Consider the following 14139-nt stretch of genomic DNA (forward strand, 5'->3'; position numbering starts at 1 on the left):
CGCCTGATCTAGGCGCAAAGCGCAGCCATAGCTCGTGCTATGGCGAGCATTTGCAACGACGAGCAGGGGGCTTTTGGCGTGATGAGCGGGCATGATCGAAAAACTATCAGCCTCTGAGCTTTCAGGTGCTTGTGACTGACAGTTCCGCAGAGGTGGCCCGAAAGACTCGCTGCAAGACTCGTCCGTTCTCTTCGCGCCCACCGTCAATCGTGAACCCGAGAACTTGCAGCATCTCAAAGACCTCGATGGCTTCGATGAGGTTGTCGATGTCAATGACGCGGTAGACCCTGTGCGTAGGACCTTCAATGCCGATCGACATTCCGATTCCGCTTTGGACGGCCGGCGCCGACGATGCCTGCAAGTGCCGCAGAAGAGCGCTGTCTACGGACAGCGGTTCTACATCGTCGACGAGCCTCGTTAGCATGGTGTGCTTGACCTGAAGTCAGGACAGAGCATAGATAGAAGCGCAGCTGGACGAGGGGACGGCACTTGCACCGAAATGGTCATTCGATGTCGATGTCGATGTCGATGCGGCTGCGCGTCCACGCAGCCGCGGCCCTTGCATCTATAGGGAATTCATGAAATTCGTCAGATCATCGATCTCCTCATTCGTGAGTCCCATTCCGAAGCGCTTGTCGTAGAACATGACAGTGTCACGAACCGTCGCTGCTGAACCGTCGCTGAAGTAGGGCGCGCGCGAAGCGAGGGCGCGCAACTGCGGTACTGATTTGCGGCCTATGTCGGAGCAGCGGCCGGTGATCAGGGCTTGGCCCGGGTCATTGGTGAGCACCTCTTTCCCGTAGTACAGCGTGGTGTATGGGGCCTTGCAGGTGATTCTGAAGATGGGCAAATCCTTGGAAGGCGCTGGCCCGCCGAATTGCGTGGCATGTCCTCCAGTGCCGATGTCGCGCAGTGCGGCCGACAGCGGGCTGCTTCCAGCCTGCAGGTTGCCGTGGCAGGAGACGCATGTCGCAGTCGATGGGTTGGTTGCGCGAAGCACCGCTGCATTGTTGAAGCCTGCGACGTTGGATACGCTGAAGGCGCGAGTGTTGAAAAGCGCTTGGCCGCGAGCAATTGACGCGCGCATCTTCTGCATGTGGCCAGCCCCCGCATGAGTCGTCGGCCAGGCGTCGAACAGCGCGAACCCAGCGAACGCTGGCGACTGTTCCGACATCCATTTCGGGCCGCCGAAAGCGGTACTTCCGTGGCTGGGTGTCAGGTTGCCTGCCAACACGTTGTAGCTCTGTGCAGCGAAGACACTCTTCTCGAACGCCACGATCTGTGCGATCTGAGCGTCAGTGGGAGGCTTCAGCGCCTGAGCATGGCCGAGCGTCGCATTGCGGGCCTGGCTTTCCAGCGTCGGCTCGCGCCCGTCCCACATGATGTTGCCGCCGATGGCCGCGCCGGTGCTCGGGTCGACGACGCGCACGCCCGTCACGATGTCGACGTTGGGCAGTCGGCCTGAGCCCAGCGTGAGCGAAGGCGTCGTCATGAACTTCAGGTTGGCCGACATGCGCGGGCGCCGGTACACAGAGATCATCTGCTGCTTTTCCTGCGTGACCGGATCCACCTGCTGCGCGTAGGCAGGGTCGGTGTTGCAGCCGTAGGGGTCGCTGACAACGGAGATGGTGAACTCGACGGGATGGCTGGGCGGCCCGCCGACCGCTGTGAGATCCGGCGTGTGTTGGGGTACGGGAAGGAATATGCGGAACAGGCCCTTGTTCAGCAACAGCGAGTGAGCTTCGTTGCTGCTGGACTGGTGTGCGCCGCCGTATCGCGCACTGTATCGGCCACCAAACCCGGGGGCATAAGTTTGGGCGTGAGGCACGCTGCTCGGGCAGTTTGCGCCATCCACCGGGGCGAAGAGCGGATCTCGGCCGGCGGTAGCCATGTAGAGCATCCGGATCGTATTCGTGTTCAGGCTCATTCCATCGGACGGCCGGTGACAGCTGAAGCAGGATCGCCCGTTGGTACCCAGCGATTGGAAGAACGCATTGCTGGCCGGCAAGACCGCCCCGCTGGACTGATAAACGCCCAGCAAGCCATTGGTATTGGGGTAGGCCTGCGACGGCTCGAGCCTGGGTGCCGGCAAGAACGGGCTTCCAACGGTGCCGGCCCACGGTAGCGGCGCCGACATGGCTGCGGGATACGAGTACCGGAAATAGTATGGTGTATTGCCATGCAGTGGCTGGGTTTGCGCGATTGCGGCGCCACCGCCTGCCAATAGTCCGCCTGCCAATAGTCTTAGTCCTAGTCCTGCGAGAACAGTCACCTTGGCATAGCGTTGCGCAGGCGAACAGTGGTGGGGACGGACTGCGAAGTCCGTCCAGCTGAAGTGAAGCATGGATCCCCCCGTGTCTACTCAGTCAGAGTGACTGATGTACGAATATTGTTACTCGTGCTGAATGGGTAGGCACATGCTCATGTGCGATAGCCGATATTCACGCCATCCAGGAACCAGACTCGCCAGGAAGCCGGCGACCAGCACGAGTAGCGTCCATTGCTCCGTCGTCGTCAGCCTCTCAGAACGGCTTGTTCACCGACACGTACAGCGTACGTCGCATACCGTACTGGGCGGCTCCGACGCCGATGCCCGACCCGTCGCGCAGTTGGTATGTACTGTCGAAGAGGTTCACGACTGATACGCGGGCGTCTAACTTGCCGAAGCCCTGTCCAAAGTCGAAGTTCTTCGCCGCAGCCACGTTGAACGTCGTGTAGCTCGGCAGGTGCGCGGTGTTGGCGAAACCGTTGCGCAGGCCGCTGCCGTACAAGGCGTCGGCGCTCAGCGTCAAGCTGTCGCCGAAGCGATAAGCGGCGCCTGCCGAAGCGCTCAATCGCTGCTCGTGATCGAGGTGCACCCAGTTGGCATTGATGTAGTCGAGTTCGTCCTGTGCGAAGTTGAACTGACCGGTCTCGATTCCCTTGCCCCTCGCATGAGTCAGCCCCAGGTTGAGGTAGCTTGAGAAGGCCTTGTCCTTGTAGCTCGCGGACAGATCCAGTCCATAGATGCGGCCCTGCTCGAAATTGAATGCCGAAAAGATCAGCGCGTTGCCGAACTGGCCTTCGTCCTGCAGATGCTTGACCTTGCGGTAGTAGCCGTCCAGGCCGAGCGTGAGCTGCGGTGTCACCTGATAGGCGACGCCGGCATCGAAATAGTCGGACCGCTCCGATCTCACGGCGGTGTTAGCGTCGGAAGGCAGTGCATTCGTGGTGCCGGCAAACAACGCGACCGAGGTCGTGTCGATCTTCTCCGTCGGCGGCGGCGTGAAGTAGCGCGCATATCCGGCGTGCAAACGCAAATCTCTGCTGAGCTCGTAGACCAGGCCTATGCGCGGGCTCAACTGGCTCTCGTCGACCACCGTGTTCACCTTGTCGTAGCGCGCCCCATAGTTGATAGTGAGCTGCTTGGAGGGCTGCCATTCATCCTGCAGGTATGCGCCCCACAGATGGCCGTTGATGCGCGAGTTGTCCTGGATGAAGCTCGGCGTGCCACTGGTCTGGTTGCCGTCTGTGTCTGCGGGGAACACCGATGCGCCGTTTTCAACGACGAACTTTTCACGTTGTGCGAACAATCCGGTGCGCAGTGTGTGTGTCGGGTTGATGCGATAGCTCAGGTCGGCCTGGAGGCCGCTCGCATCATTGCGCCGCAGGATGTCGGCGGCGATGCCGTTGTACTGGAGGTCACCGACCGTGTCGGGCTGATAGTGCACATCGGTCGTGCGCTGAAACAGCGACACCTGATAGTCCACGCTGGCGCCCGCCGTGCCCTGGTACGACAGCACCGTGAAGCGGTTGCGCTCGCGCTGGCGAGCATCGAGGGTGCTGGAGTCCTTGGGAGCTGCAGAGTCGAGGGTGAAGCTCGGTGTCTGACCCGGCACGTTCGGAATCTCGAATCGGTTGTTGGTCGTGCCGAATAACATGCTCATGCGGCTGTCGTTGCCTGGCAGGTAGGACAGGTAGCCGAAGCCCTTGGTCTGCTGCGTGCGGTCGTGCAGGGCATTGCGCTCGGGCGTGGGATTCTCGATTCCCAGGTTGTCGCGCAGGTAAGAGCCCGTCACGTAGTAACTGAACGCGCCACGCGTGCCGCTCAGTTCCGCCGTCGTTTCTGCGTGGCCGTGTCCGCCGGTGGTGAAGCCGATGCTGCCGCCGTTTTCGATGTCTTCGCCCTTGCTCTGGATGTCAACCACCGCCGCATTGCGCAAGCCGTACTGCGCAGGGAGTGCGCCCGTCAGAATGCTCAGGTGATCGGCAAAGCGAGTCTCCAGCGCCTGCCCGAAGCCACTGATCGACTCCGGAATGATCACGCCGTTGACGCGGTATTGCACGTTGGCGTGATCGCCGCGGACGTGCAGTTGCCCGTACGAGTCCTGCACGACACCGGGCGTTTGCAGGATGACCTGATTCAGCGGCGTGCTGTCGCCCAAGGGCAGGTTCTTCAGATCCTGTCTGCCGAGGCGGTAAATGCTGCTGCCGGTATCCGGCGACAAGCCGTTGCGCGCCGCGTCCAGGCGTTGGCGCGTAACGTTGATTTCAACCTCGGGAAGCGTCTGGGGCTTCTGGGTCGTCGATTGGGCGACAGTGGTTGCGGCCGCGGAGGCAGGGTCGGACGGATTCGATGCCTGGGCCGGCAAGGGTGCTGGCTCGGCAGCAAAGGAAGACAAGGGATAAGCGACGACGATGGCCAGCGCCAGAACGCGCTTGCGGGGGACGAACATGATGAAATTCCTCTGAACACGGCAAAGACTTTTCGCTCTGCGCGGATTGACGCGCGGGGCGGTTCGGTTGACGGGGCGATCAGAGGAGGGGCGGAGGGCCCCGGTTGCGCAGAGAAGGAAGCAGAGTGCCGCCGACGTATGGGGCGGACATTGGCGCGGGGTGAAAGAGCAGGTCCGCGCGCAGCGGCAAGACCACGACATTTGGTGCAGCAGCGTTATCGAGCTGCGCAAATCCGAGGCACAACTCGCAGGCCTCGCCATGCGCCGACTGCTTCTTGTTCTGGTCCTGCGTTGAGGGCGCGTCGTTGTGACTCAGTTCATGCAGCAGCGCACCCTGCTGCGCGAGAAGCAGCAGGAAGGGAAGCAGAAGGCTTCGGCAGAGCTTGCGCCAAGGCAAGGCACGCAGCCGGATCGTGCGATGCACCGTGTAAGACCCTTAGGAGTTGCTTCGCATTATGCTTTCGCCAACATCGCAAGGCCTCTCAGATCTGCACTCGCGTGCCCAGTTCGATGACGCTGTTATTGGGCAGCTTGAAAAACTCCACCACGCTTCCCGCATTGCGCGACATGGTCGCGAAGAGCTTCTCGCGCCAGTGAGCCATGCCCGATCCCTTGGTCGGAACCACGGTTTCCCGGCTCAGGAAATAGCTTGTCTCAAATGTGTTGATACGAAGCCCGTGCGGCTCGCACGACTCCAGGGCGCGCGGAATGTCTGGTGAATTCTTGAACCCGTAGTTGACGCGCACCCGCCAGAAGCCGTCGACCAGCGCCTTGACTTCCACCCGCTCGTCGGAGGGAATCCAGGGCACGTCATGGAAGACCACCGTGAGGATCACGTTCTGTTCATGCAACACGCGGTTGTGCTTCAGGTTGTGCATGAGCGCCTGCGGCACGGTCTCGGGATTCGCCACCGTGTAGACCGCGGTGCGCGGCGTGCGGGGAACGTTGTCTTGTGTCAATGCGCTGATGAACGGAAGCAATTCAGGATCGTTCGTGCGGATCTGTTCCAGCAACAATTCGCGGCCGCGCTTCCAGATGGCCATGACCGTGAAGATGGTGAATCCCATGGCAAGCGAGAACCAGCCGCCCTGCCAGAACTTGAGGGAGCACGAGATGACAAGAACCGCGTCCAGAACCAGGAAGACGCCGGTTGCGCCAACCGCAATCCACATCGGGAAACCCCAACCGTCGCGCACCACGAAGAAGGTCAACACCGTGGTGATAAGCATGGTGACCGTCACGGCGATGCCGTAGGCGGAGGCGAGGGCGGACGAACTGCCGAATCCCACGGTTGCGAGAACGACCGCCACCAACAGGACCCAGTTCACGAGGGGCAGGTAGATCTGTCCTGCCTCTTTGGCCGATGTGTAAATCACCTGCATGCGCGGCAGGAAGCCGAGCTGGATGGCTTGCTTGGTCATCGAATAAGCACCCGAAATCACGGCCTGCGATGCGATCACGGTGGCAACCGTCGCAAGCATCACTGCGGGAACGAGCCACGGTCCGGGAAACAGATGAAAGAAGGGATGCTCCAGTGCAGCAGGGTCACGCATCAGCAAGGCGCCTTGGCCGAAGTAGTTCAGCGCCAGCGCCGGGAACACCAGGCCCATCCACGCGATTTGGATCGGCCGCTTGCCGAAGTGGCCCATGTCGGCATAGAGCGCCTCCGCACCGGTGAGCGCGAGAACGATGGCACCCACGGCGGCGAACATTTGCCACCCGCGCTCATGCAGGAAATTCCAGGCATGCAAGGGGTTCAAGCCGGCCAGGATGGCGGGTTGCTTCGCGATCTGCGTGACGCCCGTGACGGCCAGGACGATGAACCACACGACGATGACAGGGCCGAACATCTTGCCCACGGTGCCCGTGCCGTGGCGCTGCACCATGAACAGGCCAACGAGCACGGCGACTGAGATGGGCACCACATAGGCCTTCAAGGCGGGCGTGGCAACTTCCATGCCCTCGACCGCACTGAGCACCGAGATTGCCGGTGTGATGACGCTGTCGCCGTAGAAGAGGGCCGCACCGAACACGCCAAGCAGGAGCAGCATCGTGCGGCGCCGGGCGGTGGTTCCGAAGGCGTGCGCAGCGAGGGCGGTGAGCGCCATGATTCCACCTTCACCGCGATTGTCCGCACGGAGGATGAGCACGACGTACTTGAGAGTCACCACCATCATCAGGCCCCAGAAGATCACCGACGTGGCGCCGATCAGATGAAGCGCATCGAGTGGAACACCGGTGCCGGGGCTGAACACCTCCTTCATGGTGTACAGCGGACTCGTGCCGATATCGCCGTAGACAACGCCGATGGCGCCGAGTGTGAGGGTGGCGAGGCCTTGGTTGGCCTGTTTCTGATCCATGAGACTGGAGGTGGTGACTAGGGAGAGCGCTTTGTACCAGTCTGCGTGTAAGGATCACATATAGATGTGATGACCAATCGTCCTGTCGGATTCAAACTGGCATCAACCGCGGTGGAGAGTGGCATGAACTGATTCATTCAGCCTTCCGAAAGCCATGTAGCGCCAGAAGCCCTTGCCTTGAATAGATGTCCGTGTGCATCTAGAGTAAGTTGGCACTGAGAGGCTGAGAGGAGATCGTGCGACAGCACTCCTCTCGAAGCTTCGGAGTTCATTCATGGTGCCGAACCTCCTGCCGCCGCTGCCCAATGCCAACAACACCGGCCGGCTTCACTATCTTGGACCAAGGAGTACATCGTGGCGAATCGAACGTTGACCTGCCTGAGTTTCTTGACCGTGGCGTTAGCCTCTCCTCTGAGCTTTGCAGAGGGCGACGGCTTCCGTAATCTCAACAACGAGGCCGGAACCGAATTCATCGGCAATTCAGGAATGCTGTCCCGCGAGGAGGTCAAACTTGATCGAGCGGCGCACAGGAGCGACTCTCGAGTGAGCGAGGCCAGTCCTGCTCCCCTGGATAGCTCCGTGCGCGCGGGCTTCGCACAGAGCCGTGAGGAAGTGCGTCAAGCCGCGGCTATTCGTGACCGGGCCGCGATGTCCTCTGGCTGGCGCAACATCGGTGGGGAAGCGGGCTGGGTATTCGAAGGGCGCTGAGCCGCGTTGTTGCAGGGGCCATAGCACGAGCTATGGCTGCGCTTTGCGTCTAGTGATTTCCGTTCAGGCTGACCCTTCGATACCTCAGGGCAGAGTACGCCTGCGGCGTATCGAAGCCCCATCCCGACGCTCCACAAGCCCTTCGATACCTCAGGGCGAACGGGTGTTGATAACTTCCCATCAGTTTGAATCGCACCCATCAGGCGCCTTTCGACGTGCTGCTCGGGCACGCTCGAAAAACTCTCAGCCTCTGAGATCGATCTCCCCGTCGAACTTGACGTTCAGCTTCAAGCCCTGAACGTCGAGCGTCATCGTCGCAGGCAGCTTCGACATGCCAGCAAGTTCGCCATCGGCCATCGCTTTCGCCACGGCGCGTTCGATCTCACGTTGAGAACTGACACCCACCGTCTTGAGGAACTTGCGGATGCTCAGGTTGAAGGTTTCTTCGTTCATGGCGATCTCCGCGAGTTGATTCGAGGGGACAAGTCTGCGACAAAGTTTCGCTGAACCAAGTCGTACGCCCCTGCGAGCCTGTAGACTTCCAAGCTGCTCCGGGGTGCATCAGATGCTGAGACGGCGACAACGCCGAACCCGACGAACTTGAACGGTTAATGCCGGCGGAAGAAGAGCTGTTCTTTCGTGACCTTGCAGGTCACAGGGGCACTTTCCGGAGCACAACTACTGCCCGGAAAGGACGCCCGATGAATGCCCCCGAGAAGCTCGACCCCCAGAAGTTCGCTGAACTGCTCACGCTGACGCGTGAGCCGTTTCCTGCGTCACGCAAGACCTGGCTGCAAGGCAGCATCGACGACTTGCGGGTGCCGGTGCGCGAGGTCGCGCTGACCAATGGCGAACTCGTGACGCTGTACGACACGTCCGGGCCGTACACCGACCCCACAGCGACCATCGACGTGAAACGCGGCTTGCCGGCGCTGCGCAGCGGATGGGTGGCGTCTCGCGGGGACACCGAAGCCTATGAAGGGCGCACACCGCAGGCATTGGACGACGGCGGCAAGCAAGACACCAGCGAGCGCATCGCTGCACTGCGCGCCGATGCCACCGCGCTTCAGCGCACCCCGCGCCGCGCCAAGGCCGGCGCGAACGTGACGCAAATGCACTACGCACGACGCGGCATCGTCACGCCCGAGATGGAGTTCGTGGCCCTGCGCGAGAACGGCAAGCGCGAATGGATGCGCGAGTACCTCGGCGATGCCGAGCGCGAACAACGCCTGCGCGGCAATGCCATGGGGGCACGCATTCCCGAGATCATCACGCCCGAGTTCGTGCGCGACGAGGTGGCCAGAGGTCGCGCCATCATCCCCGCCAACATCAACCACCCCGAAGTCGAACCGATGGCCATCGGGCGCAACTTCCTCGTGAAGATCAACGCCAACATCGGCAACTCGGCGGTGACCTCCAGCATCGAGGAAGAGGTAGAGAAGCTCGTGTGGGCCATTCGCTGGGGTGCCGACAATGTGATGGACCTCTCTACCGGTCGCAACATCCACACCACGCGTGACTGGATCGTTCGCAACTCTCCTGTGCCCATCGGGACAGTGCCGATCTACCAGGCATTGGAGAAGGTGGGCGGCGTGGCCGAAGACCTGACCTGGGAAATCTTCCGCGACACGCTGATCGAGCAAGCAGAGCAGGGCGTCGACTACTTCACCATCCATGCAGGCGTGCGGCTGCCCTTCATCCACCTCACCGCGAACCGCCGCACGGGCATCGTGTCGCGCGGTGGATCGATCATGGCGAAGTGGTGCATCTCGCATCACCAAGAGAGCTTCATCTACACGCACTTCGAAGACATCTGCGACATCATGAAGGCCTACGACGTGAGCTTCTCGCTCGGCGACGGCCTGAGGCCAGGTTCGTCGGCGGATGCGAATGACGAAGCGCAGTTCGCCGAGTTGCGCACGCTGGGCGAACTCACCAAGACGGCGTGGAAACACGACGTGCAGACCATGATCGAAGGGCCGGGGCACGTGCCGATGCATCTGATCCAGGCCAACATGGACGAGCAGTTGAAGCATTGCCACGAGGCGCCGTTCTACACGCTCGGGCCGCTCACCATCGACATCGCGCCGGGTTATGACCACATTGCAAGCGCCATCGGCGCCGCCATGATCGGCTGGATGGGCACGGCGATGCTGTGCTACGTGACCCCGAAGGAACACCTGGGGCTGCCGGATCGCGATGATGTGAAGCAAGGGATCATCGCGTACAAGATCGCGGCGCATGCGGCCGACATCGCCAAGGGCCACCCGGGTGCCCGTGCACGCGACGACGCGTTGTCCAAGGCCCGCTTCGAGTTCCGCTGGACCGACCAGTTCAATCTCGGCCTTGACCCCGACACTGCGCGCGACTTCCACGACGAGACGCTGCCCAAGGATGCGAGCAAGGTCGCGCACTTCTGCTCGATGTGCGGTCCCAAGTTCTGCTCGATGAAGATCACGCAGGAAGTGCGTGACTACGCTGCGGCGCAAGAGGGCATGGCAGCCAAGAGCGTGGAGTTCCGCGCGGCTGGTGGCGAACTCTACGTGCCCATCGTTCCGGTCTCCGCGAGCGGGAAGGACATGGGGTGAATGCGGCCATGCACATCGGCATCGCCGGAGCCGGTCTGCTTGGCCGTTTGCTCGCGTGGCGCCTGTCGACGCTTGGGGCACGGGTGACGGTCTTCGACCCCGCGCCCGATGCGCAAGCACGCGGGGCGGCGGGTTGGACCGCCGCCGGCATGCTGAGCCCGCTCGCAGAGCTGGAGTGCGCCGATGCCCGGGTGGCCACGCTGGGGCTGCGATCGCTGGACCTTTGGTCGAAGATCGTCGCGCAACTGCCGCAACCCGTGGAGTTTCGGCGCGGAGGCAGCCTGCTGCTCGCGCACGCTGGTGACCACGGTTCGGCGCAACGGCTGTTGGCGCAAATCGGCGCCAAGGCGCCGGCTGGCATGGCAGCCGAGCGCCTGTCGGCCGCGCAGTTGAGTTCGCTCGAACCCTGCGTGCACGGCGTGGCGCATGCATGGCTGCTGGGCGGCGAGGGGCAGATTCACACGGTGCAGGCCATGCTGGCGATGGCCCAGGGTGTGACCGATGCCGGCGCGAGTTGGCGCTGGTCTCACACGGTGGGTGAGCTCGCTCCAGGACGCATCGATGGCGAGCGATTCGATCATGTGTTCGACGTGCGCGGCCTTGGCTCGAAGCCCGAGCTTGCGGGGCTTCGTGGCGTCAGGGGCGAGGTCCTCTGGCTGCATGCACCCGGGGTCGAACTGCGGCGTCCGCTGCGTCTGATGCATCCACGCTGGCGTGTGTACCTGGTCCCCCGGCCGGAAGAAATCGTCGTCGTGGGTGCGAGTGAGATCGAATCGGAAGACCGCTCGCCAATTTCTGTGCGCACCTTGCTCGGTTTGCTTAGTGCGGCACACAGCGTGGTTCCGGAATTGGCGGAGGCACGCATGGTGCATAGCGAAACCAACCTTCGCCCAGCCTTGCCAGACAACCTGCCACTCTTGCATGTCGAACCCGGGCTCACCCGAATCAATGGCTTGTTCCGCCACGGCTGGATGATCGCGCCGGCGCTGGTGGAAGACGCATTGCGGCAAGGCGGTGTCGAGTGTGCTGAAACCTCCACATGCGTATCGCCAATCGCGGAGCTCGTGACATGAGCGAACCCTCAGAAGCAAGCGTGAACGTCAACGGTGAAACCCGAACGCTGCGCGATGAGACCACCCTCGCCGAACTGCTCGTGAGCCTCGGTCATGAGCCCGAGTCGGTCGCTGTCGCGGTGAACGGCGACTTCGTTCCACGCGCCATCCGCGGCAAGCATGTCTTGCGCAACGGCGACCGGATCTCGTGCTTCAAACCCATTGTCGGAGGTTGAGTTGAATCCAACGCAAGACTTCATGTTGGCCGACGTGCCGCTGCAAAGCCGATTTCTTCTCGGCACCGCGGGCTACCCGTCGCCTCAGGTGCTGCGTGAAGCCATCGAGGCCTCGGGAGCGCAAGTGGTCACGCTTGGGTTGCGGCGGCAGCTCGCAGGCAGCGGCGGTGACAACGGCTTCGTGGACATCATCAAGGCGAGCGGCGCACGCCTGTTGCCCAACACCGCCGGCTGCCGCACCGCTCGCGAGGCCGTCACGCTCGCACACATGGCGCGCGAGCTGCTCGACACCCATTGGATCAAGCTCGAAGTGGTGGGCGACGAGCATACGCTGCAGCCCGATCCGTGGGAGCTGACCGACGCGGCGGCTCAACTCGTGAAAGACGGCTTCGAAGTCTTCCCGTACTGCACCGACGACTTGGTGAGCGCGCAGCGCCTCATCGATGCCGGTTGCCGCATCCTGATGCCTTGGGGTGCGCCGATCGGATCGGGGCAGGGGCTGCTGAACCCGTGGGCGCTGCGTACCTTGCGTGCGAGGTTGCCCGGGATCACCTTGATCATCGATGCAGGAATCGGCGTGCCATCGCATGCGACGCAAGCGATGGAACTGGGTTTCGATGCCGTGCTGCTGAACTCCGCCGTCGCGCAGGCGGCCGATCCCGTCGGCATGGCCCGTGCGTTCCGTCTCGCCATCGAGGCGGGCCGACTTGGGTCTGCGTCGGGGCTGTTGGCGGCGCAGGACATGGCCGTCGCGTCGACGCCAGTGGCCGGCAGGCCATTCGATCTATGAACGCTCCTCAGCGACCCATCGTCTGGAGCATCGCCGGGTCAGACAGCGGCGGCGGTGCCGGCCTGCAAGCCGACCTCAAGGCCTTTGATGCAATCGACGTGCACGGCTGCACGGCAGTGGCAGCCATCACCGCGCAGAATTCGCTCGAGGTGAAGCGCGCCGATGCCGTCGCGACCGACCTGCTCGATGCGCAACTCGCCGCGCTGGCAAACGACATGCGGCCGGCTGCCATCAAGACGGGGATGCTCGGCAGCGTGTCGAACGTGCGTTGCGTCGCCGCGTGGGTTGACCGCTTGCGGCGCGACGGCCCGGTCGCCCTCGTGGTGGACCCAGTGTGGCGCGCCACCACCGGTGCCGATCTGAGCAGCGACGCGCTTCGGGAGGTGCTGCTGAGAGAGCTGATGCCACGCGCGACGGTGATAACGCCGAATCGCGTTGAGGCGGCCTGGTTGCTCGGCTGGAATGCATCGACGCTCGCGACGGCGGACGGTGTGAAGCGGGCCTCGGTCGCCTTGCGGGAACTCGGCCCGCAAGCGGTGATCGTCACCGGCGGCGATGCCGGCGGTATCCACGCCAGCGACTGGATGGACACGCCAGAAGCGGCTGGTTGGCTGAGCCTGCCGCGGGTGGACACCGCTCATCACCACGGCAGTGGCTGCGTCTTCGCGGCGACGCTTGCCGGCGCATTGGCGCTCGGCTTTTGCAGCGCCGATGCAAGCATCATCGCCAAGATGAGTACGAGCCAGGCCGTGCGCGAAGGCACCCCGGCCGGGCAGGGGGCCGGTGCCGTGAGGCCACTGCGTGGCTTCGCCTTGCATCCCGAACTGCTGCCTGTGCTCCACTCAGGCGCAGAAGTCGGCACAGGTGCGTTCGAGCCTCTGGTGACTCCTCGCCTCGGCCTGTATGCCATCGTCGACAGCGCCGATTGGGTCGAGCGGCTGCTTGCGGCCGGTGCGCGTACCTTGCAGCTGAGAATCAAGCAGGACGCGTCGCACCAAGTCTCGCAGGAGGTGCTGCGCAGCGTACGCGCAGCGAGCGCAGCCGGCGCCCAGCTTTTCATCAACGATCACTGGCAATTGGCCCTCGAACACGGCGCCCATGGTGTCCACTTGGGTCAGGAAGACCTGGCCACTGCCGACATCGATGCATTGCGCAATGCCGGCCTGCGCCTTGGCGTGAGCACGCACAGTTACTGGGAGGTGTGCCGAGCTCATGCCTTGCGGCCGAGCTACATCGCCTGCGGCCCGATCCATGCGACGACCACGAAGGAGATGTCCTGGTGGCCACAAGGCGCAGACAACCTGGCGTATTGGTGCAAGGTGCTGCGCGAACCGGTGGTCGCCATTGCGGGCATGGACCTCCTGCGCAGCCAAGAGGCAGTGCGCTGCGGCGCGGCAGGCGTGGCGGTGCTGCGCGGCATCGTTCAAGCCGCGGACCCGGCACACGCCCTGCGCGCTTTGCAGGCAGCGATCAACGAGGCGGCCTGTGCTGCACCATTGTCGGCACCCGCGTTGCCACGAAGCACCTTTGCCGGACCGGTTCCACCGCCGTAGCGCCCCTGTACTAAGGACATGGCCCAAAATAATTTCCCGTTTTGGGGGCGCAGGGCGGGCGCGCTGCGGCGTTGCTCCTCGCTTGTGTGGCTCGCCACACAAGCGAGGAGCGCCTTGCATCGCATCCCGCCCTGCGC

General features: G+C 62.9%; 12 protein-coding genes and 1 riboswitch. Of the genes, 6 read left to right on the forward strand and 6 right to left on the reverse strand.

Going from position 1 to position 14139, the window contains the following annotated elements:
• Nucleotides 1-121: 121 nt before the first annotated feature.
• The 5 genes from AC30NL_RS16400 to AC30NL_RS16420 form a co-directional block, all read right to left on the reverse strand.
• The gene (locus tag AC30NL_RS16400) at nt 122-424 is read right to left on the reverse strand and encodes a hypothetical protein (protein WP_489465070.1); all 303 of its coding nucleotides are present in this window, start codon (nt 422-424) and stop codon (nt 122-124) included.
• Between the two features lie 141 nt (nt 425-565).
• The gene (locus AC30NL_RS16405; protein WP_489465071.1) at nt 566-2137 is read right to left on the reverse strand and encodes a hypothetical protein; all 1572 of its coding nucleotides are present in this window, start codon (nt 2135-2137) and stop codon (nt 566-568) included.
• A 385-nt stretch (nt 2138-2522) separates the two neighbouring features.
• A complete protein-coding gene (locus AC30NL_RS16410; protein WP_489465072.1) occupies nt 2523-4715 on the reverse strand; it encodes a TonB-dependent receptor in 2193 nt (730 codons plus the stop codon).
• 79 nt (nt 4716-4794) lie between these two features.
• Complete coding sequence (locus AC30NL_RS16415) at nt 4795-5139, reverse strand: hypothetical protein (RefSeq protein WP_489465073.1); 345 nt, start codon at nt 5137-5139, stop codon at nt 4795-4797.
• 58 nt (nt 5140-5197) lie between these two features.
• Nucleotides 5198-7075 (reverse strand): potassium transporter Kup, encoded by a 1878-nt coding sequence (locus AC30NL_RS16420; RefSeq protein WP_489465074.1) that lies wholly within the window; start codon nt 7073-7075, stop codon nt 5198-5200.
• A gap of 354 nt (nt 7076-7429) precedes the next feature.
• Between AC30NL_RS16420 and AC30NL_RS16425 the strand changes: the two genes are divergently transcribed.
• On the forward strand, nt 7430-7783 hold the full coding sequence (locus AC30NL_RS16425; protein WP_489465075.1) for a hypothetical protein: 354 nt from the start codon (nt 7430-7432) through the stop codon (nt 7781-7783).
• A 243-nt stretch (nt 7784-8026) separates the two neighbouring features.
• On the opposite strand, the gene AC30NL_RS16430 is transcribed toward AC30NL_RS16425, so the two are convergent.
• Nucleotides 8027-8236: a DUF6494 family protein gene (locus AC30NL_RS16430; RefSeq protein ID WP_489465076.1), complete on the reverse strand. Its 210-nt coding sequence runs from the start codon at nt 8234-8236 to the stop codon at nt 8027-8029.
• An 89-nt stretch (nt 8237-8325) separates the two neighbouring features.
• A riboswitch (TPP riboswitch) is annotated at nt 8326-8426 on the forward strand.
• A 58-nt stretch (nt 8427-8484) separates the two neighbouring features.
• On the opposite strand from AC30NL_RS16430, the gene thiC reads away from it, so the two are divergent.
• From thiC to thiD, 5 genes are read left to right on the forward strand one after another with little or no spacing between them, the layout of a single operon-like run.
• Complete coding sequence (gene thiC / locus AC30NL_RS16435) at nt 8485-10371, forward strand: phosphomethylpyrimidine synthase ThiC (protein ID WP_489465077.1); 1887 nt, start codon at nt 8485-8487, stop codon at nt 10369-10371.
• A gap of 8 nt (nt 10372-10379) precedes the next feature.
• Nucleotides 10380-11444, forward strand: a complete 1065-nt coding sequence (locus AC30NL_RS16440) for an FAD-dependent oxidoreductase (protein WP_489465080.1) — start codon at nt 10380-10382, stop codon at nt 11442-11444.
• Nucleotides 11441-11659, forward strand: coding sequence for a sulfur carrier protein ThiS (thiS, locus tag AC30NL_RS16445; protein ID WP_489465078.1), 219 nt, complete (start codon nt 11441-11443; stop codon nt 11657-11659). Before AC30NL_RS16440 ends, thiS begins: the two co-directional genes overlap by 4 nt.
• A 22-nt stretch (nt 11660-11681) precedes the next feature.
• Complete coding sequence (locus AC30NL_RS16450; protein ID WP_489465081.1) at nt 11682-12449, forward strand: thiazole synthase; 768 nt, start codon at nt 11682-11684, stop codon at nt 12447-12449.
• Nucleotides 12446-14002, forward strand: a complete 1557-nt coding sequence (gene thiD, locus AC30NL_RS16455; RefSeq protein ID WP_489465079.1) for a bifunctional hydroxymethylpyrimidine kinase/phosphomethylpyrimidine kinase — start codon at nt 12446-12448, stop codon at nt 14000-14002. Before AC30NL_RS16450 ends, thiD begins: the two co-directional genes overlap by 4 nt.
• The last annotated feature ends 137 nt before the right edge of the window (nt 14003-14139 follow it).

It is taken from the genome of Rhizobacter sp., from assembly GCA_021153565.1.
Taxonomy (GTDB): Bacteria; Pseudomonadota; Gammaproteobacteria; order Burkholderiales; family Burkholderiaceae_C; genus Albitalea.